This is a genomic window from Luteimonas viscosa (assembly GCF_008244685.1).
Taxonomy (GTDB): domain Bacteria; phylum Pseudomonadota; class Gammaproteobacteria; order Xanthomonadales; family Xanthomonadaceae; genus Luteimonas; species Luteimonas viscosa.
This window is the reverse complement of sequence record NZ_VTFT01000001.1, coordinates 1,851,959-1,872,841: the sequence shown is the minus strand read 5'-3', so window position 1 is coordinate 1,872,841 and position 20,883 is coordinate 1,851,959. Positions and strand designations below refer to the sequence as shown.

The window sequence follows — 20,883 nt, the reverse complement described above, 5'->3', positions numbered from 1 at the left end:
CTTCGCAACGTGTTCAGGAAGATGAGCACGGCGCCCGAATCCTCGCCATCGCTACAATGCGCGTCTTCACGAACCTGTCCCGCGCCGTGTCCTTCCCCGACTACGACTTCGCCAGCCATCGTTTCGAGGTCCGTCCCGGGATCCGCCTGCATTACCTGGACGAGGGTCCGCGCGGCGGCGAAGTGGTGGTCGCGCTGCACGGCAATCCGTCGTGGGGCTATTACTGGCGTCACCTGGTCCACGGGCTGCGCGACCGCTACCGGGTGATCGTGCCCGACCATGTCGGCATGGGGCTCTCGGACAAGCCCGACGACGATGCCGACGCGCTGCCGCGCTACGACTACACCCTGCAGTCGCGCGTCGACGACCTGGCGGCGCTGCTCGACCATCTCGGCGTCGATGGGCCGATGACGCTGGCCGTGCACGACTGGGGCGGCATGATCGGCTTCGGCTGGGCGCTGTCGCACACGGCGCAGGTCAGGCGCCTGGTCGTCCTGAACACCGCCGGGTTCCCGATGCCGGCGGGCAAGCCGATGCCGTGGCAGATCGCGCTCGGCCGCGACTACCACGTCGGCGAACTGCTGATCCGCGGTTTCAACGCCTTCTCCGCAGGCGCGGCCCGGTTCGGGGTCGAGCGGACGATGCCGCGCGAGGTACGCCGCGCCTATGTCGCGCCCTACGACAACTGGAAGCACCGCATTTCCACCGTGCGCTTCATGCAGGACATCCCCCTGTCGGAAAAAGACCGGGCCTGGCCGCTGGTGGCCGAGTCCGGCCGGCGCCTGGGCGAGTACGCCGACCGTCCCGCATTCCTCGGCTGGGGCCTGAAGGACTTCGTGTTCGACCGCGATTTCCTCGAGCGTTTCCGTCGTGCGCTGCCGCAGGCCGAGGTGCATGCCTTCGAGGACGCCGGCCACTACGTGCTCGAAGACAGGCACGAGGTGCTGGTGCCCGCGATCCGCGCCTTCCTCGATCGCAATCCCCTGTAGGCGCGCCCGCTGGCGCAAGCCCCTGCGCGCGCGAAGGATCCAGCAGTCGGATCGATGGCGGCCGCGACCGCAGACGGCCTTGCCGGCTGCGTGGGTCGCGCCCGGGCATGGCGGCTGCCGGCCCCTGAGGCAGCGCAGGGCGCGCAGACGCGCGGCGGGTCAAGCGGCGAGCGGCGGCAGGTCGACGGTCGGCGCGTTGCCGTCGTCAGGATCCCGGCCCCCGCCGGCCGCATCGCGCCAGCGCCAGTCGTCGGCACCCAGCAGCGGAAGGCCGTGCGCGAGGCGCGCCCGGTCGCACTGGTCGCTGGCGCGTCCGTGTTCCCACGAGGCATCGACCTCGCGGCAGACCGACGGCCGGTGCGGATGGATCGTGCAACGCGAGTACACGCCGATCTGCGCGTCCAGCGCCACGCACCGGATCGGATCGGAATAGGTGCCGCGCATGCACAGGCGATGCCCGTCGAGCCGCTCGGTGAGCGCCGCAGGCACGCCGCCGTCGCCGGCCTCGTCCGATTCCATCCAGTGGAAGGCGACGCGGTACTGCGTGCAGCAGGCGCCACAGGTCAGGCAGGGGTGCATGGGAAGCCGGGCCTTGCGCGGCGCGAGCGGGGAGGGTGCGCCATTGTCCCGGCGCCGCGGCCGTGCGCAAGGGCCCCGGGGCGATAATGTGCCTTTCGCGAACGCGGAACCCGCGCATGGTGCAGGAACAGATCGCCGGCTCGACCGGCCCGGCGCCCCCCGGGAGAGCCGTGGCGTCGGCGCCTGATGTCGACCGGGCATCGGCCGGGTCCGCGCCCCCGCCCTGCAACATCGCTGCCGCCCTGCCGCGGCTGGCGGCGCAGGCGCCGGGCCGCGTCGCCATGCGCTGCCCCGGCCGCGACGGCCGCTACGCAGTCTCGCTGACCTACGGCGAACTGGACGCGCGCAGCGATGCGATCGCCGCCGGCCTGGCTGCGCGCGGGATCGCCGCCGGCACCCGCACGGTCGTGATGGTGCGGCCGACCCCCGAGTTCTTCGTGCTGATGTTCGCCCTGTTCAAGGCCGGCGCGGTGCCGGTGCTGGTGGATCCGGGCATCGACCGGCGCGCGCTGAAGCAGTGCCTGGACGAGGCGCGGCCGGAGGCCTTCGTCGGCATCCCGCTGGCGCAGCTCGCGCGCGTGCTGCTGGGCTGGGCGCGGTCGGCGCGGGTACGCATCACCACCGGCCGGTTCGCGCTGCTGGCCGACGCGACGCTGGCGCGGATCGAGCGCGAGGGTGCGGGGCGCGCTTCGCAACGGGTGGACACCCAACCCGACGCCGTCGCCGCGATCCTGTTCACCAGCGGCTCCACCGGCGTGCCCAAGGGCGTGGTCTACCGCCACCGCCATTTCGTCGCTCAGATCGAGATGCTGCGCGACGCGTTCGGGATCGCGGCCGGTGGCATCGACTTCCCGACCTTCCCGCCGTTCGCGCTGTTCGATCCCGCGCTCGGCCTGACCTCGATCATCCCCGACATGGATCCCACCCGCCCGGCGCAGGCCGATCCGCGCAAGCTGCACGCGGCGATCGCGCGCTTCGGCGTCGACCAGCTGTTCGGCTCCCCGGCGCTGATGCGGGTGCTGGCCGACCACGGCGTGCCGCTGCCGACGCTGCGGCGCGTGACCTCGGCCGGCGCGCCGGTGCCGCCCGAGGTGGTGGCGAGGATGCTCGAACTGCTGCCGGAGGAGGCGCGCTTCTGGACGCCCTACGGCGCGACCGAATGCCTGCCGGTGGCGGTGATCGAAGGCCGGGAACTGCTGGCGCTGCGCGAGCGCACCGAGCGCGGCGCGGGGACATGCGTCGGCCGACCGGTGCCGCCGAACGAGGTGCGCATCATCGCCATCGACGACGGGCCGATCGAGGCCTGGTCGGACGCGCTGCCGGCGGCGCCGGGCGAAGTCGGGGAAATCACCGTCGCGGGGCCGAGCGCCACCGACGAGTACTTCAACCGCGATGCGCAGACGCGGCTGGCGAAGATCCGGGAGACGCCGTCGTCCTCGCCTGGCGGCGGGGGTGGCGTCGATGCGGTGGCGACCGCCCGCGTCGTCCACCGCATGGGCGATCTGGGCTACTTCGACGCCGAGGGCCGCCTCTGGTTCTGCGGCCGCAAGTCGCAGCGGGTCGAGACCGCTGACGGGCCGCTGTACACCGAGCAGGTGGAGCCGGTGTTCAACACCCATCCGGACGTACGCCGCACCGCGCTGGTCGGGATCGGCGCGCATGGCGCGCAGCGCGCGGTGCTCTGCGTCGAGGTCGCCGCCGGCATCGCCGCCGCGCAGCATGCGCGCATCGAGCGCGAGTTGCGGACGATCGGTGCGGGATTCGCGCATACGGCGCGCATCGATGCCTTCGCGTTCCATCCGGGCTTTCCCGTCGACATCCGCCACAACGCCAAGATCGGCCGCGAGAAGCTCGCGGCATGGGCCGCTGCCCGGAGCGCACGATGAAGATCCTCGTCACCGGAGGCGGCGGATTCCTGGGCCAGGCGCTGTGCCGCGGCCTGGTCGAACGCGGCCACGAGGTCGCCAGCTTCAACCGCGGCCATTACCCCGCGCTCGATGCGCTCGGCGTGCACCAGCTGCGCGGCGACCTCGCCGATCGCGATGCCGTGCTCGCCGCCGCGACCGGGGTCGATGCGATCTTCCACAACGCCGCGAAAGCCGGTGCCTGGGGAAGCCGCGACAGCTACTACTCGGCCAACGTCACCGGCACGCAGAACGTGCTCGACGCCTGTCGCGCACACGGGATCGGCAAGCTGGTGTACACGTCCACGCCGAGCGTCACCCATCGCGCCACGCATCCGGTCGAAGGCGGCACCGCCGACACCGTGCCCTACGGCGAGGGCTTCAAGGCCCCGTACGCGGAAACCAAGACCATCGCCGAGAAAGCGGTGCTGGCGGCGAACGATGCCGACCTGGCCACGGTCGCGCTGCGTCCGCGGCTGATCTGGGGCCCCGGCGACCAGCAGATCCTGCCGCGGCTGGTCGAGCGTGCGAAAGCGGGGCGGCTGCGCTTCGTCGGCGGTGGCCACAACCTGATCGATACCACCTACATCGACAATGCCGCGCAGGCCCATTTCGATGCGTTCGAGCACCTCGCCCCCGGCGCTGCGTGCGCGGGACGCGCGTACTTCATCAGCAACGGCGAGCCGAAGCCGACGCGCGAGATCGTCAACGCGCTGCTCGCCGCGGCGGGCGCGCCGCAGGTGGACGGTTCGATCCCGTTCGGTGTGGCGTACGCGGTCGGCGCCGCCTGCGAGGCGCTGTGGCCGCTGTTGCGGCTGGGCGGGGAACCGCCGATGACGCGATTCCTGGCCGAGCAGTTGAGTACGACGCACTGGTACTCCATGGCACCCGCCACGCGCGACTTCGGCTACGTGCCGCGGGTGACGATCGCCGAAGGCCTGCAACGCCTGCGGGCATCCCTGCAGCGGAAGTGACCCGGACCACACGCGCATCGGGTTCTTCGCGCGCGGCGGCGCGTTCTGCGGCGTCGCAAGCGGGTCCAGCCTGGCGCGGTACTCCATGGCACCCGCCACGCGCGACTTCGGCTACGTGCCGCGGGTGACGATCGCCGAAGGCCTGCAACGCCTGCGGGCATCCCTGCAGCGGAAGTGACCCGGACCACACGCGCATCGGGTTCTTCGCGCGCGGCGGCGCGTTCTGCGGCGTCGCAAGCGGGATCCAGCCTGGCGCGGTACTCCATGGCACCCGCCACGCGCGACTTCGGTTACGTGCCGCGGGTGACGATCGCCGAAGGCCTGCAACGCCTGTGGGCATCCCTGCAGCGGGAGTGACCCGGACCACACGCGCATCGGGTTCTTCGCGCGCGGCGGCGCGTTCCGGCGTTGCATGCAGGATCCAACCTGGCGCGATACGCGATGGAACCGGCGACGCGCGACTTCGGGCTTCGTGCCGACGGTGACGTTCGAGCAGGCCCCGCAGCGGTCGCGGCCCGTCTCGCGCATGTGCCTGCTTTCACGATGACCTCACCCGGCGCTCACCCGGCCGCGACCGGGGCTCGCGTAGCGTTCCCCCGCACCCTCAATCCAACCGGCCCCCGGCCGTCGCCACGGAGACCGCTTCCATGCTCAGATACGCCGTCATCTTCTTCGTCATCGCGCTCATCGCCGCCGTGCTCGGCTTCAGTGGCGTGGCCGGCGCCGCCACCAACATCGCGTGGATCCTGTTCGTGGTGTTCGTGATCCTGGCGATCGTGTCGCTGCTGCGCGGCAAGCGGGTATAGCCCGACGCCACGCAGGCGAGACACAGCGAGACACAGAAGGGCCCGCCGATCGGCGGGCCTTCTTGTTGCTTCGCCGCCTCGACCCTGCCGCTACAATGCCGCATGGCCTCGTTCCCGCCCTCCCCCTTCGACGCGATCAAGCCCATCGCCGGGCGCGCGCTGGAAGCGGCGCTCAATCGCGCCCTCGCGCTCGACCCCGACATGCGCGACGCGCTGGCCCGGCTCGATGGTCGCCGCGTCGAGCTCACCCTGGAGTCCCCGCCGCTCGCGCTGCAGCTGCGGGTGCAGGGCGAACGCCTCGCGGTCGGCCCGGTCGATGCCGCGGCCGAGCCCGACCTCGCGGTGCGGGCGACGATCGCCGGCGTGCTCTCGCAGTTGCCGTTCCTGCGCCGCGACGACGCGCCCGCCATCGGCAAGGTGCGCGTGTCGGGCGATGCGGAACTGGCGCGCCAGCTGCAGCGGCTGGCCGAGCGTTTCGATCCCGACTGGCAGCAACCGTTCGTCGCCGTCTTCGGCGATGTCATCGGCGTGCAGGTGGCCAGCGCGTTCGGCGGCGCGCTGGCGCAGGCGCGCGTGCTTGGCCGCAACCTCGCGCAGAGCGCCGCCGAGTACGTGACCGAGGAATCGCGCGACGTGGTGGCGCGGGCCGAGATCGACGCCTTCCTCGACGATGTCGACGCGATGCGCGACGACGTCGACCGCCTTGCCGCGCGCGTGGCCCGCATCGCCGGCCGGACCGGGGCGGCGGCTTGAACACCGTCCTGCGCGCCGCGCGCATCGGCCGCGTGCTGCTGCGCTACCGGCTCGACGACCTGCTCGACGACACCGCGGCCGAGCGCTGGCTCAAGCTGATGCGGCCGTTCGTGCCGCGCGCGTCCGCGGCCATCGCCGCGCAGTCGCGTGGCGCGCGCCTGCGCCTGGCGCTGCAGGAGCTCGGACCGATCTTCGTCAAGTTCGGCCAGATCCTCTCCACCCGCCGCGACCTGCTGCCGCCCGACATGGTCGACGAGCTGGCGCTGCTGCAGGACCAGGTCGCACCGTTCGACGGCGACGCCGCGCGCGCGATCGTCGAGGACGAGCTGGATGCGCCGGTCGCCACGCTGTTCGCCTCGTTCGAGACCGTGCCGCTGGCCTCGGCCTCGATCGCGCAGGTGCACGCGGCCACCCTGCACCCGGTGGCCGACGCGCCCGCGCGCGAGGTGGTGGTCAAGGTGCTGCGGCCCGGCATCGAGAAGCAGATCGCGGGCGACATCGCCCTGCTGCGCAGCCTCGCCGGCCTGGTCGACCGCACCCATCCCAACGCCGACAAGATCCGCCCGCGCGAGATCGTGGCCGAGATCGAGAACACCCTGGCCGCCGAGCTCGACCTGCAGCGCGAAGGCGCGAACGCCTCGGTGCTGCGCCGCAACTGGCTCGATTCGCCCGACCTCTACGTGCCCGAACCGATCTGGACCCACACCGCGCAGCGCGTGCTCACGCTCGAGCGCGTGCGCGGCATCAACAGCGACGACATCGTCGCGCTCGACGCCGCGGGCATCGATCGCAAGGCGCTCGCGGCAAAAGGCGTGCGCGTGTTCTACACCCAGGTGTTCCGCGACAACTTCTTCCACGCCGACGCCCACGCCGGCAACATCTGGGTGGATACCGACCCCGCGCGCCGCGCCAACCCGCGCTTCATCGCGCTGGACTTCGGGATCATGGGCCAGCTCTCCAGCGAGGACCAGTACTACCTCGCCGAAAACTTCATGGCGATCTTCAACCGCGACTACCGCCGCATCGCCGAACTGCACGTGCAGGCCGGCTGGATGCCGGCGACGATCCGCATCGACGAGCTGGAAGCCGCCGCGCGCGCGGTGTGCGAGCCGTACTTCACCCGCCCGCTGTCGGAGATCTCGCTGGGCGAGGTGCTCGGCAAGCTGTTCCGCACCGCGCAGCGCTACGAACTGACCCTGCAGCCGCAACTGATCCTGCTGCAGAAGACCCTGCTGACGATCGAAGGGATCGGACGCCTGCTCGACCCGAAGATCGACATCTGGGCGGTGGCGCGGCCTGTGCTCGAACGGATCCTGGTCGAACGCTACAGCCCGCAGAAACTCGCTTCGGAATTCCGCAAGCGGCTGCCGGAGATCGTCACCCGCGCACCCGAGGTGCCGCGGCTGCTGCATGCCTGGCTGCAGCAGCAGGTCGAGGGCCGGCACGAACTGAAGATGCGCTCGCAGGACATCGTCGCGATCACGCGCACGCTCGAGGCGATGCAGCGGCGCGTGGTCGCCGCGATCCTCGGCGTGGGCCTGCTGATCACCGCGGCGGTGCTGTTCGCGCTCGAAGCCGGCGGCCCGTCGCTGGGCGGGGTCCCGCTGTCGTCCTGGGTGGCCGGCATCGGTGGCCTCTGGGCCATCCTGGCGGCGTTGCCGCGAAGGCGCTAGAGCGGGATCCCCGCGGGGCCGTCAAGCGGGCGTCGCCGGGCGGCCAGGGTCGCCGTCGGGCGACATCCGCCCTGCGTAAGGAACGTGCCCGGGCGAATGCGTGCCCACCCCACCCGCCGCGCGGCCCCGGCCGTACCCCGTGCAACGGGGCGACCGGCGTCGCGCGTTGGTTTCGCCACGCGCTGCGGCGCCACGCGCTGGTTGTTCCCCGGATCCGGTCACATCCGGTCCCACGCCGCGTCATGGGATCGAACGACGGCGGAAACTGGCATCATGCATGGCCGGACCGCGCCGCTAGACGGCATGCGGTACCGACGGAAGGGACGCCGGACGGCATCGAATGCCGCGGCACATGGGGGACCGGGGACGTGACGCTTTTCCTGACAACCAGCCTGGGCTATCCCACGCTCGCCTACAGCATCCTGCTCGGCGGCCTGGCGCTGTTCTGGGTGGTGGCGGCGATCGGCATCGCCGGGATGGACACGCTGGACCTGGACTTCGGCGACGGCGGCGAAGCCGGCGGCATGGTGTCCAGGCTGGGCCTCGACGGCCTGCCGTCGTTGCTGGTGCTGAGCGTGCTGGCGTTCTTCGCCTGGATCATCACCTATTTCGTCCACCTGCTGCTGCTGACGCCGCTGCCCGACCTGCTGCGCTACGGCCTCGGTACCGGCGTGCTGCTGCTGGCGCCGGTGCCGGCGATCCTGCTCACCGCGTTCGTGCTGCGCCCGCTGCGGCGCTTCGTGCTGCGGCTGCGTCCGGCGCCGCAGGCGTCCCTGGCCGGGCGGATCGCCACCGTGCGTACCCCGACGGTGGACGCGGTCCACGGCATGGCCGACCTGGACGACGGCGGCGCAGGGCTGGTCCTGCAGGTACGCCACGAGGGCGACGCGCCAATCTCCCGTGGAGATCGCGTGGTGCTGATCGAACACGATGCGCCGACCAACACCTGGCGGGTGGTGGCCGAGCGCGACTACCGCAATCCGTAACCCGACAACGCAACCGGACACGATCCGACTGGAGCTGCACCGATGGAACTCGCACTGCTGGGCCCCTTCCTGATCGGCGCGATCGGCGTCGTCTTCCTGCTGGTCGTGCTGGCGATCATCTTCAAGTCCTTCTACAAGAAGGTCGACCAGGGCACGGCGCTCATCGTCAACGACATGAGCTCCGAGCCGAAGGTGCATTTCACCGGTGCGCTGATCATCCCGGTGCTGTACCGCGCCGAGCTGATGCGGATCAGCCTGATCACGCTGGAGGTCGACCGTCGCGGCAAGGAAGGCCTGATCTGCCGCGACAACATGCGCGCCGACATCGCCGTCGCCTTCTACCTGCGGGTCAACGAGACCCAGGCCGACGTGCTGCGCGTGGCCAAGGCGCTGGGCGCCGACCGCGCCTCGGACAAGCACGCCGTGAACGAACTGTTCAACGCCAAGTTCTCCGAGGCGCTGAAGACGGTCGGCAAGAAGTTCGACTTCACCGACCTGTTCGAGAAGCGCCAGGAGTTCCGCGACGAGATCATCAAGGTCATCGGCAACGACCTCAACGGCTACGTGCTCGAGGACGTGGCGATCGACTACCTCGAGCAGACCCCGAAGTCGCTGCTCGACCCGAGCAACATCCTCGACGCCGAGGGCATCCGCAAGATCACCCAGCTGACCGCGTCGCAGAACGTGATCACCAACGAGCTGTCGCAGAACGAGCACCTGGCGATCACCAAGAAGAACGTCGAGACCCGCGAGGCGACGCTGGCGCTGGAACGCCAGCAGGCCGAGGCCGAGGCGCGCCAGCAGCGCGAGATCGAGACCATCCGAGCGCGCGAGACCGCCGAAACCCAGAAGGTGCAGGAAGAGCAGCGCCAGCTGGCCGAGGCCGCCCGCATCGAAGCCCAGCAGCTGATCGACATCCGCGACCAGAACCGCATGCGCGAGGTGGAGGTGGCCGAGCAGAACCGGCAGCGCGCCGTCGCGATCGAGGCCGAGCGCGTTGCCCGCGCCCGCCAGCTCGAGCAGGTGACCACCGACCGCGAAGTGCAGCTGCAGGGCGTGGAGCGCGACAAGGTGGTCGAGCAGGGCAAGATGGACGTGGCCAACATCACCCGCGAACGCATCGCGATCGACAAGACCGTGGCGCAGGAGGAAGAGCGCATCAAGGAAGTGCGCGAGGTATCCGAGGCCGACCGCCTGAAGCAGATCGCGATCCTCGAGGCCGAGGCCAAGGCGCAGCAGGCGCTGCTGGAGCAGGTCAAGCGGGCCGAAGCGGGCGAGACCGCGGCCCGGCACAGGGCGGTCGAGGTCACCACCCTGGCCCAGGCGGAACTGGAAGCGGCCAACCGCCAGGCCGAGGCCAAGAAGCTGCTGGCCGAAGGCGTGCGCGCCGAACGCGCGGCGCCGGGCCTGGCGGATGCGCAGGTCAAGGAGGCCGGCGCGGTGGCGATCGAGAAGGTCGGCATCGCCGAGGCGCGCGTGGTGGATGCGATGGCCGACGCCAACCTCAAGCAGGGCGCCACGGAGGCCAAGGTGCTGGCGGAAAAGCTCGGCGCGCAGGCGCAGGGCGAGGAGCAGATGGGCCGCGCCCGGGCGGCCGCCACCGAATCGATCGGCCTGGCGGAAGCGACCGTGGTCGGGAAGAAGCTGTTCGCCGAGGCCGAAGGCCTGACCCGGAAGTTCCAGGCCCTGGACGCGCTCAGCGACGACGCGCGCGGCCACGAGGAGTACCGGATGGCGCTCGACACCAGCCTCAAGCAGGCGCTGGCGTCGATCGAGGCCGGCAAGGAGATCTCCAAGGAGAACGCCGAAATCATCGCCACCGCGCTGCGCAACGCCGACATCGACATGGTCGGCGGCGACGGCGGCATGTTCGACAGCCTGGTGCGGGCGATCTCGCTGGGCAAGTCGATCGAGGGCCTCGCCGACAAGAGCCCGGTGGTGCAGGAACTGATGCAGAAGTACCTCGGGATCGACCGCGGCAAGGCGTCGAAGACGGAGGGCGCCGCGACCGTGTCCGGCGAATGAGCCACGCTGGCGATGAACGGCGCGGACGCGCTGCGGCCGAGGCAGGCGCGCCCCTGCCACGCGGAGGACGCACGCGTGCCGCGCGACCACAGGCAGGATGACCCGCGGTGATGACCGATCCCACGCAGGATGAGCAGGCGGCGACAGACGTCGCCGCAACAAGCGCCGCCACCGCGGTCGACGAGGCGGTCGCGCGCGGCGGCGCCTACGAGGTACTGCGCCGGCGCCTGGTCGAGCAGGGCGCGCGCCTGCGCGCGATCGCCGACGGCCTCAATGCGAAGCGCCTGCAGGAGTTCGGCGACAGCCGCATGGAGGTGGTGGGCCGCTTCCGCGTGCGTACCGAGAACAACTGCGTCGGCCGCGACATCGTCCAGATCGGCGACGACCTGCTGCTGTTCGGCTACAACGTCTACATCGGGCTGAAGACGACCACCCGGATCGAGGACGTGTTCGGCTTGTACCGCCTGGTCGAAGGTGGCGAAGGCTTCGACGTCGCCCCGGTCGACCACGCCGGCAGCTTCCTCGCCGATCCGGGTTTCGTCCGCGATTTCACTGAGCTCTACGCGTACTACAAGCATGCGCGCCTGCTGCAGCTGATCAAGCGCGACGGCAAGCTGCTGGCGGCATTCCAGATCGGCGAGCGCAGCGACGACGTGCGGGTGTTCCGCTGGGCGATCTCCAATGCGGGCGAGCTCACCTGGATCGACTCGCGCGGCGAGCGCGACATCAGCCTGCCGCCACCGTTCGACTTCGAATGGACCCGCGCCACGCGCGACCTGATGGTCACCGGACGCTTCCCGCACCTGAACATCCTCGACACGGTGTTCGTCGAGACCACGGGCGGCGACCTGACGATCAAGGTCGAGAACAACACCGAGACCGGGCAGGGCGTGTTCAGCGAGCCGGTCGAGGACGGTACCCAGTCGCTCGACGACGCGGTGGTGGACTTCGCCCGGGTCGGCAGCCTGCTGTTGCTGAAGATCCTGCCGTACCGCGAAAGCGCGTGGCGCGGGCTGATCTTCAACACCCTCACCGGCACGGTCGTGCGCAACGACGCCATCGTCCAGGCCTGCGTGCAGCTGCCCGAGGACCACGGGATCATCTTCCCCGGCGGCTACTACCTGCAGAACGGTGAGCACAAGGCCTTCGACGCCGCGATGCAGGGCATGCGCTACAAGCGCGCGATCCGCTCGCCCAACGGCGAGGACGTGATGTACGTGTTCTACGAGCGCGAGGCCGGGCGCTCGGCGCTGTTCGTCTACAACACCATCCGCCGCGAACTGCAGAACCCGCTGTTCGGCCACGGCTACGCGTTCCTGCGCGATGGCGGCATGGTGCTGTTCCATGCCGAGGGCGATGCGCCCACACGGATCCACCCGATGCAGGTCTGGCGCACGCCGTTCAGCAGCGACGAGTTCGCGGCGCAGCGGCCGCCGGGCACCAGCTTCATGGGGCGGATCGGCAATGCGGCGCTGGTGCGCGGCATTTCCGACCTGTTCGAGCTCAGCCGCGAGATCGACAACCCGCGCGTCTCGCCACAGCGCTACCAGCTGCTGGTGCACGGCACCCGGCGCCTGTTCGACGCGCACCACTGGATCGACGACGCGCACTGCGATGGCGTCGCCGGCCTGCTGTACGAGATCAGCGCCACCGGCGAATCGGTGCTCGACGAGTACGAGAAGGTCGAGGGTATCCGCCGCCAGTCCGCGGCGGCGATGGCGGAGGCGGTATCGGCGCACAGGGCGCTGCTGGCGCGGCTGCAGCCGGAGAACTGGACTGCGATCGACGAGTTCACCGGCGCGCTGGGCGAGATCGCGCGGCAGCGCGGCCACCTGCTCACGTTGCGCGAGTACCGCTATGTCGACGTGCCCGCCATCGATGCGATGGGCGAGGCGCTGCAACGCGAGCGCGACCGGATCGGGACCGCGACCGGCGAGTTCCTCGGCGGCGACAAGGCGCTGGCGCCGTTCAACCAGCGGCTGCAGGCGCTCGATTCGGCCGTGCAGCAGGCGCAGACCGCGAAACTGCTGTCCGAACAGATCCGGGACATGCAGGCGATGTCGGCCGAGCTCGACCTGCTGTCGGAGCTGATGGCCGGGCTCAAGGTCGACGATGCGAACCAGCGCACGCGCGTGGTCGAGGCGATCTCGGCGATCTACGCCCGGCTCAACCAGGCCCGGGCGCGCGCCGAGCAGAAGCGGCGCACGCTTGGATCGGCCGAGGCCGTCGCCCAGTTCGGGGCGCAGTTCTCGCTGTTCTCGCAGTCGATCGCCAGCGCGCTGGGTCTGGCGACCGACCCCGAGCGCGCCGACGAGCAGCTCTCGCGGCTGCTGGTGCAGCTGGAGGAACTGGAAGGGCAGTTCGGCGAGCACGAACAGTTCCTCGGCGACATCATCGCCAAGCGCGAGGAACTGCTGGAAGCGTTCGAGGCCCGCAAGCAGGCGCTGCTCGACGAACGCCAGCGCAGGGCCCAGGCGGTGCACGACGCCGCGATGCGGATCCTCGACGGACTCGGCCGCCGCACCGAGCGCTTCGAGACGCTCGACGAGCTCAACGCCTTCTTCGCCGGCGACCCGCTGATCCTCAAGCTGCGCGAACTGGCGGGGCGCCTGCGCCAGCATCGCGACAGCGTCAAGGCCGACGACGTCGAGGCCCGGCTCAAGGGCGTGCGCGACCAGGCGGTGCGCGCGCTGCGCGACCGCAGCGACCTGTTCGAGGATGGTGGCCACGTCATCCGGCTCGGCCCGCGCCACCGCTTCAGCGTCAACACCCAGCAGCTGGACCTGACCCTGCTGCCGCGCGGGGATGCGATGGCGCTGCACCTGACCGGCACCGACTACTACGAGGCCCTGCACGACCCGGAGCTCGAGGCGGCCCGCGACTGGTGGCAGGTCTCGCTCGATTCCGAGTCGCCGGCGCTGTCGCGCGCCGAGTACCTGGCCGGCCTGATCCTGGACGCCGCCGTGCACGGACGCGACGGCCTCGACCTGGCGTCGCTGGAGCACGCGCTGGCCGATCCGGCTGCGCTCGACAGGCTGGTGCGCGATTTCGCCGCGCCGCGCTATCGCGAGGGCTACGAGAAGGGCATCCACGACCACGATGCCGTCCGGCTGCTGCGCGCTCTGGTGCCGCTGTACACCGGCGCGGGCACCCTGGCGCACGCGCCTGCGGCACGCGCGCTGGCGCTGCTGTTCTGGCAGCGGCACCGCGGGCACGAGGACGCGCTGCAGTGGCCGGAGCGCACCGTCGGCGCCGAAGCCGTGCGCAGGATCTTCGGCACGCGCGACGGGCTGGACGCGTTGCGCGGCGAGATCGCCGCGGCGCTCGATGCCTTCGTCGCGGAAGCCGGCTTGCCGCTCGCCGGCGCATCGGGGCAGGCCGGCGCCGACTACCTGCTCGCCGAACTGCGCGAGGGCGAGCCGACCTTCGCCTTCAGCCATTACGCGCGCAGTCTGCTCGGCGCGCTGGACGAACAGCTGCAGTCGGCTGGCATGGCGGAAGGATTCGAGCGGTCGCTGCGGCAGCAGGCCGGGCGTCCCGCCGCGCAATGGGCGCTGGTCGCGCAATGGCTGCAGGCGATGGTGCGCGATCCGGCACTCGCCGCCCTGTCGGGCTACGTGCCGGAGGCGATCGCGTTGAAGCTGGCCGGGCACGAACTGCGCCACCGCGTCGTCGACGCGATCCTGGTCGCGAAGGTCGATGGCCTGCTGGGCGAGCATCCCCTCGTCGAGGGCGGCGTGCAGACCGTGTCGATCGACGGGTTCCTCGCCCGCTGGCGGGCGCACCGCGAGACGTTCGTGCCCGGCTTCGAACGCTACCAGGCCGTGCGCCACGCGATCGCCACGCGCGAGCGCGAGGCGCTGCGGCTGTCGGAATTCCGGGCGCGGCCGCTGAGCTCGTTCGTGCGCAACCGGTTGATCAACGAGGTCTATCTGCCGGTGATCGGCGACAACCTCGCCAAGCAGATGGGCACGGTGGGCGAAGACAAGCGCAGCGACCTGATGGGCCTGCTGATGATGATTTCCCCGCCCGGCTACGGAAAGACGACGCTGATGGAATACGTCGCCAGCCGGCTCGGGCTGGTCTTCATGAAGATCAATGGTCCCGCGCTCGGCCACGCGGTGCGATCGCTCGATCCCGCGCAGGCGCCCGACGCGACCTCGCGCCAGGAGCTGGAAAAGCTCAACCTGGCGCTGGAGATGGGCAGCAACACCATGCTGTATGTCGACGACATCCAGCACACCCACCCGGAGTTCCTGCAGAAGTTCATCTCGCTGTGCGACGGCACCCGGCGCATCGAAGGCGTGTGGAGGGGGCGCACGAAGACCTACGACATGCGCGGGAAGAAGTTCTGCGTGGTCATGGCCGGCAATCCGTACACCGAGTCGGGCGAGGTGTTCAAGATCCCCGACATGCTCGCCAACCGCGCCGACATCTACAACCTCGGCGACGTGCTCGGCGGCATGGAGGAGGCCTTCCGCCTGAGCTACATCGAGAACAGCCTGACCTCGAACCCGGTGCTGGCGCCGCTGGCCACCCGCGACCTGGGCGACCTCTACCTGCTGGTCGACAGGGCGCTGGGCAAGGAGGTGTCGACCAGCACGCTCGGCCACGCCTACAGCGGCGCCGAGGTCAACGAGATCGTGGCCACCCTACAGCGGCTGATGCAGGTGCGCGACGTGGTCTACCAGGTCAACCAGCAATACATCGCCAGCGCGGCGCAGGCCGATCGCTACCGCAGCGAGCCACCGTTCCGGCTGCAGGGCAGCTACCGCAACATGAACAAGCTGGCGGAGAAGATCTCGCCGGTGATGAACGCCGCCGAGCTGCAGCAGCTGATCGCAGACCACTATGTCGGCGAGGCGCAACTGCTGACCACCGGCGCCGAGGAGAACCTGCTCAAGCTCGCGGAACTGCGCGGCACCCTGGACGAGGCGCAGGCGGCGCGCTGGGCGGCGATCAAGCGCGACTTCCTGCGCAACAAGGCGATGGGCGGCGAGGATGCCGACACCGGTGCGCGCGTGGTGGCACAGCTGGCCGACATCGCCGAGGGGCTGTCGGCGTTGCGGGACGCGCCTGCCCATGCGCCGCCGCAGACGGCGCCGGAGGTGCCGTGGGAGCAGTTGCTGGCTTCGCTGCGCGAGGGTATCGCGGTCCGCCGCCGCGCCGACGCGGACGGCGTCGACGCGGGCCAATGGCTGCAGGCGCTGCCCGATGCCATGCGCGGCGCGTTCGAACCGGTGCTGGTCCATCTCTCGCAGGGACAGGAACACCAGGCCCAGCTCAACTCGGCGCTGGTGCGGATCCTGGACCTGCTGCGCGCGAAGCTCGCCGAAGCGCCGGTGCCGGTGGGCAGGCGTCCGCGGGCGAAGAGCGCGCAGGAGATCGAACTCGAGGAGCTGTTGCGCCAGCTGCGCTTCCGCGCCGACGGCAAGCCGGACGCCTCGTGAGCGCAGACGCGCCGCCGGTCGACCTGGAAGATGCGCTGGCCGTGGTCGGCTATGGCGCCGCCGCGCTGGACCAGGCGCTGGAAGCGCGCCTGGCCGATGCGCTCGACCATGCGCCCGCGGCAGCGCTGGTGATGCGTCTGGAAGAACTGCGGCGGGCGATGCTCGCGGACGATCCGCGCGCGTCGCGTCGCGGCATCGGCCTGATCGGGCGCCTGATGGGGCGTGACGTGCATGCCGAAACGGAAGCCGCGCAGCTGCGCGACCGCCTCGGCGTGCTGCTTGCGCAGGCCGACCGGGAGGCGGGCGCGCTGCGCAACCGCGTGGTCATGCAGAAGGCGCTGCAGTCCGAGGTGCGCCAGGCGGTCGCCCGCATCGACGCCACCATCGCGACCGCGCGCGGATGGCTCGACGCGCATCCGGACGCCGGCGCGACGCAGGGCATCGTGGCCTCTCCGCGACAGCGCCTGCAGCAACGCCTGCAGCAGCTGGACACCGTGCAGGCGTCCTGGTCCATCGGCGCCGACCAGCTCGCGCTGTTGCGCGACCAGTCCCTCGAGCTGCTGGCGCGCTACCAGCGCATCCGGGACGTGCTGCTGCCCGCCTGGCGGCAGCACGCACTGGGCGACGCCGCGCTCGCCGGCGGCCGCCGCGCGCTCGCGGCGGCCGACGCCCAGGCCGCCATCGAGTCCGAAGTCGCGGCGATGGCCGGTACACTCGATCCCCAACCCGCACCACCGCAAGCACGGGAGTAGACGCATGAACCAGGATCCCTCCGCCGGCGCCCTCGTGCCCGCCTCCGCCGTGCTCGACGAATCCACGCTCAAGGGCCTGGGCCTGGTCGAAGCCGACCGCGGCGCGATCGCCGAGATCGGCAAGTCGCTGCAGGACATCACCCCGGGCAACCTGCACGTCTTCGGCCGCGACGCCGCCAGCAAGACCTCGGCGTTCTCCAGCCAGTTGCTCGACCAGGTGCGCAACCGCGACCTCGACGCGGCCGGCGACAAGCTCGGTGAAGTGGTGCGGATCGCGCGTTCGCTCAACCTCGACAGCTTCGCCGGCAAGTCGAAGCTGCCGGTGATCGGCGGACTGATCGACCGGCTGCGCGTGTCCAAGGGCGGGCTGGTGCAGAAGTTCAGCGACACCAACCGGCAGATCGAGCAGCTGCTACAGGACGTCGCCCGCCAGCAGGGCACGCAGGGCCAGCGCGTGGGCGAGTTCGACCGCATGTACGACATCGTCCTCGACGAACGCCGTGCGCTCGGGCTGCACGTCGCCGCCGGCAAGTTGCGGCTGGCGGAACTGGTGGAGGAGCAGCAGAAGCTCGCCGGCCTCGAGGATCCCGATTCGCGCACCCGCCGCGCCGAGATCGAGAACGCGATCCGCCTGCTCGACAAGCGCGTCGGCGACCTGGCCGTGATGCAGCACGCGGCCGACCAGTCGCTGCCGATGATCCGCATCATCCAGGCCAATGCGATCCAGCTGATCGAGAAGTTCAACGCGGTGCGCAACATCACCATCCCGTCGTGGAAGCGCCAGTTCGCGATCCAGCTCTCGCTCGACGAACAGAAGAACGCGGTGGAACTGTCCAACGCCATCGACGATGCCACCAACGAGATCATGCGCAGGAACGCGGACCTGATGCGGCAGACGTCGGTCGAGACCGCCAAGGCCAACCAGCGCGCGGTGATTGACGTCGCGACCCTGCGGCACGTGCACGAGCAGCTGATCCAGACGGTCGAGGAAGTCCGCAACATCCACCGCGAGGGCATGCAGCAGCGCCGGCAGGCCGAGGTGGAGCTGGCGCAGTTGCGCGAGGACGTGCAGAAGCGGCTGGCGGGTCCGGCGTAGGCGGGCGCCTAGCGCCGGCCTGACCGCACGGCACACCCTCCTGATTGGCCGTCGCAGTGGCCGCCCATTTCAGCAGCCAGGCCAGGGGCAGACAGAGAACCAGACGATATGGACCCGGAGCGTCCGGTGGAAGCGTGATGCCCACCGCATCGGAATGTTGCAATCTCGTTAATGCTTGAGCCGGAGGCCGTCGTGGCCTCCCGTCCCGGTCGGGGGGGCAGGGACGCCACACACGCTCAAGGACACTGCCCATGATGCTCGCAGGAGAGTGCAAGCCGCGTATTCCGACCACCGTTCTCGCCGCCGCAGTCCGGTCGGCCCTGGTTCTCGCCACCCTGGCCGCCGGCGGCACCGCCCTGGCGCAGACTCCGCCGCCGCCGGACGAGGGCGCCGCCGGATCCGAAGCGACCACGCTCGACACCGTCTCGGTGCTGGGCTCGCGCAACAAGCCGCGCACGGTCTCGTCCTCGGCCGTGCCGATCGACATCATCGGCGGCGAGGAATTCCGCAACCAGGGCGCGACCGACGCGCTCGACCAGCTGCGCGTGGTGGTGCCCTCGTTCAACGTCAGCACCATTCCGATCGACGATGCCGCAAGCCTGGTGCGTCCGGCCAACCTGCGCGGCCTGCCGCCCGACAACACCCTGGTGCTGGTCAACGGCAAGCGCTTCCACCGCTCGGCGGTGATCACCTTCCTCGGGCACGGCCTTTCCGATGGCTCGCAGGGGCCGGACATCTCGGTCTTCCCCCCGCTGGCGCTGGAGCAGGTCGAGGTGCTGCGCGATGGCGCGGCGGCGCAGTACGGATCCGACGCGATCGCCGGCGTGCTCAATTTCAGCCTCAAGCGTCTCGACGAGGGCGGTGCGGTGGAGGCGTTCGCCGGCGAGTACTACGAGGGCGACGGCTTCTCGCAGGTCTACAGCGCGCAGATCGGCCTGCCGCTGACGGCCAGCGGCTTCGCCACGCTCACCGCGGAATGGCGCCAGGCCGATCCCACCTCGCGCAGCGTGCAGCGCGACGATGCGGCCGAGGCGATCGCCGCGGGCTACCCGGGCGTGCCGGTGCCGGCGCAGATCTGGGGCTCGCCCGAGGTCAAGGAGGACGCCAAGTTCGTCGCCAACCTCGGGATCACCGGCGAGAGCGTCGAGGCCTACCTGTTCGGCAACTACGCGCAGCGCGAGATCGATGGTGGCTTCTACTACCGCAGCCCGACCGGCCGCTCCGGCGTCTACACCAACGACGGCGGGCAGACGCTGCTGGTCGGATCGCCGAGCGGCGCGACCTGCCCGACCATCGCCCTGCGCGATCCCGACGGCAACCTGGTGCCGTACACCGCAGTGAGCGCGGCGGTGGGGGCCTTGCCGGGCGACTGTTTCTCGTTCCTGTCGCTGTTCCCCGGCGGCTTCACCCCGCGCTTCGGCGGTGAACTCGAGGACATGTCGGTGGTGGGTGGGCTGCGCGGCATGTGGGGCGATGGCTGGTCGTGGGACGTGAGCGCGACCTATGGCAGGAACGAGATCGACTTCTACATCTACAACTCGGTCAACGCCTCGCTCGGCCCGGACCAGCCCGCCGGCTACTTCTTCCGTCCCGGCGGCAACGTCCAGACCGAAACCGGCCTCAACTTCGACATCGGCAAGGACATCGCTACCGGCTTCACCAGCGAGCCGTTGCGGCTGGCCGCCGGCCTGGAGTGGCGCGAGGAGGAGTTCGAGACCCGCGCCGGCGACGCGCCTTCGACCGCCATCGGCCCGCTGACCGAGCAGGGCTTCGCGATCGGTTCCAACGGCTTCAACGGTTTCAGTCCGCGCACCGCCGGCACCTGGAGCCGCAGCAACTGGGCCGCCTATGTCGACCTCGAGGCGATGCTCACCGACCGCTTCCTGCTTGCCGCGGCGCTGCGCTACGAGGACTTCGACGATTTCGGCACCACCACCAACGGCAAGCTCACCGCGCGCTACGACGTCAGCGACGTGTTCGCCCTGCGTGCCGCGGCCAGCACCGGCTTCCGCGCGCCCACGCCGGGCCAGGCCAACGTCAGCCAGATCACCACCGCCTTCGTCGGCACCGAGCTGCGCGACGTCGCCACCCTGCCGCCGACCAACATCATCGCCCAGCTCAAGGGCGCGCAACCGCTGGCGCCGGAGGAATCGACCAACCTCTCCCTGGGCCTGGTCTTCGACAGCGGGCCCTGGCTGTTCACCGCCGACGCCTACCGCATCCGCACCGAGGACCGGATCGCGCTGAGCCGCTACTTCGCCCTCACCGACGAGGAGCGCGAGCAGCTGGTGGAATCGGGCGCGCCCGAAGCCGCCTCGCTGAGCGAGGTGACCTACTTCGGCAACGCCTTCGACACCACCACCACCGGCCTGGACGTGGTGACCAGCTACCAGAGCGAACTGTTCGGCGCGGCCACGACCTTCTCCCTGGCCGCCAACTGGAACCGCACAGAGGTCGACCGCTACAACCCGGACTTCATCGACGAGGCGCGGGTGTACAAGATCGAGGAATCGCTGCCCACCACCAAGGGCTACTTCAGCGTGCTGCACCAGCGCGAGGTGTTCCACGCCAACCTGCGTCTGAGCTACTACGGCGCCTGGTTCGAGGACCACCTCGACAGCGGCGTGATCAGCGCCGAGGACGGCGGGCTGCCGATCGACGGGGACAGCGCCGTGATCGTCGATGCCGAGGTCGGCTGGAAGTTCGCCAACGGCGTGTACCTGAACGTCGGCGCGCAGAACCTGTTCGACGAGACCCCGGACGACAACCCCTGGGGCGGAATCGCCGGCGCGGCCTATCCGGTGCATTCGCCCTACGGATTCAACGGCGGCTTCTACTACGCGCGCGTGGGCTGGAGGTTCTGACACGGCAGCACGCGGGTGCGGCGGCGGTCCGC

General features: G+C 70.5%; 13 protein-coding genes. 12 read left to right on the top strand and 1 reads right to left on the bottom strand.

Annotation, left to right across the window (positions count from 1 at the left end; translation table 11 throughout):
* The first annotated feature begins 56 nt into the window (after positions 1-56).
* Entirely contained in the window at positions 57-989 is a 933-nt protein-coding gene (locus tag FZO89_RS08240) for an alpha/beta fold hydrolase (protein ID WP_425480436.1), read from the top strand.
* Positions 990-1,148: 159 nt separating this feature from the next.
* Here FZO89_RS08240 and FZO89_RS08235 read toward each other — a convergent pair whose 3' ends face one another.
* Positions 1,149-1,568: a YkgJ family cysteine cluster protein gene (locus FZO89_RS08235; protein ID WP_149102798.1), complete on the bottom strand. Its 420-nt coding sequence runs from the start codon at positions 1,566-1,568 to the stop codon at positions 1,149-1,151.
* A gap of 116 nt (positions 1,569-1,684) precedes the next feature.
* Here FZO89_RS08235 and oleC point away from each other — a divergent pair, with 116 nt between their 5' ends.
* The 11 genes from oleC (at position 1,685) to FZO89_RS08180 (ending at position 20,851) form a co-directional block, all read left to right on the top strand.
* Complete coding sequence (oleC, locus tag FZO89_RS08230) at positions 1,685-3,454, top strand: olefin beta-lactone synthetase (RefSeq protein ID WP_149102797.1); 1,770 nt, start codon at positions 1,685-1,687, stop codon at positions 3,452-3,454.
* Entirely contained in the window at positions 3,451-4,446 is a 996-nt protein-coding gene (gene oleD / locus FZO89_RS08225; RefSeq protein ID WP_149102796.1) for a 2-alkyl-3-oxoalkanoate reductase, read from the top strand. The genes oleC and oleD overlap by 4 nt, the downstream gene beginning before the upstream one ends.
* 647 nt (positions 4,447-5,093) lie before the next feature.
* Complete coding sequence (locus tag FZO89_RS08220; RefSeq protein ID WP_149102795.1) at positions 5,094-5,252, top strand: DUF1328 domain-containing protein; 159 nt, start codon at positions 5,094-5,096, stop codon at positions 5,250-5,252.
* 102 nt (positions 5,253-5,354) lie between these two features.
* Positions 5,355-6,005 (top strand): ubiquinone biosynthesis accessory factor UbiJ, encoded by a 651-nt coding sequence (locus FZO89_RS08215; RefSeq protein ID WP_149102794.1) that lies wholly within the window; start codon positions 5,355-5,357, stop codon positions 6,003-6,005.
* A complete protein-coding gene (ubiB, locus tag FZO89_RS08210; protein ID WP_149102793.1) occupies positions 6,002-7,678 on the top strand; it encodes a ubiquinone biosynthesis regulatory protein kinase UbiB in 1,677 nt (558 codons plus the stop codon). Before FZO89_RS08215 ends, ubiB begins: the two co-directional genes overlap by 4 nt.
* Positions 7,679-8,046: 368 nt before the next feature.
* A complete protein-coding gene (locus FZO89_RS08205; RefSeq protein WP_149102792.1) occupies positions 8,047-8,664 on the top strand; it encodes a hypothetical protein in 618 nt (205 codons plus the stop codon).
* A gap of 42 nt (positions 8,665-8,706) precedes the next feature.
* Complete coding sequence (locus FZO89_RS08200; protein WP_149102791.1) at positions 8,707-10,689, top strand: flotillin family protein; 1,983 nt, start codon at positions 8,707-8,709, stop codon at positions 10,687-10,689.
* A gap of 110 nt (positions 10,690-10,799) precedes the next feature.
* On the top strand, positions 10,800-16,139 hold the full coding sequence (locus FZO89_RS08195) for a DNA repair ATPase (protein WP_149102790.1): 5,340 nt from the start codon (positions 10,800-10,802) through the stop codon (positions 16,137-16,139).
* Positions 16,136-16,891 carry a hypothetical protein gene (locus FZO89_RS08190; RefSeq protein ID WP_149102789.1) on the top strand — a complete coding sequence of 252 codons (756 nt, stop codon included), beginning with the start codon at positions 16,136-16,138 and terminating at the stop codon, positions 16,889-16,891. Before FZO89_RS08195 ends, FZO89_RS08190 begins: the two co-directional genes overlap by 4 nt.
* A gap of 4 nt (positions 16,892-16,895) precedes the next feature.
* Positions 16,896-17,987 carry a toxic anion resistance protein gene (locus FZO89_RS08185; protein ID WP_149102788.1) on the top strand — a complete coding sequence of 364 codons (1,092 nt, stop codon included), beginning with the start codon at positions 16,896-16,898 and terminating at the stop codon, positions 17,985-17,987.
* A gap of 251 nt (positions 17,988-18,238) precedes the next feature.
* Positions 18,239-20,851, top strand: coding sequence for a TonB-dependent receptor plug domain-containing protein (locus FZO89_RS08180; protein ID WP_262378575.1), 2,613 nt, complete (start codon positions 18,239-18,241; stop codon positions 20,849-20,851).
* Positions 20,852-20,883 lie beyond the last annotated feature (32 nt).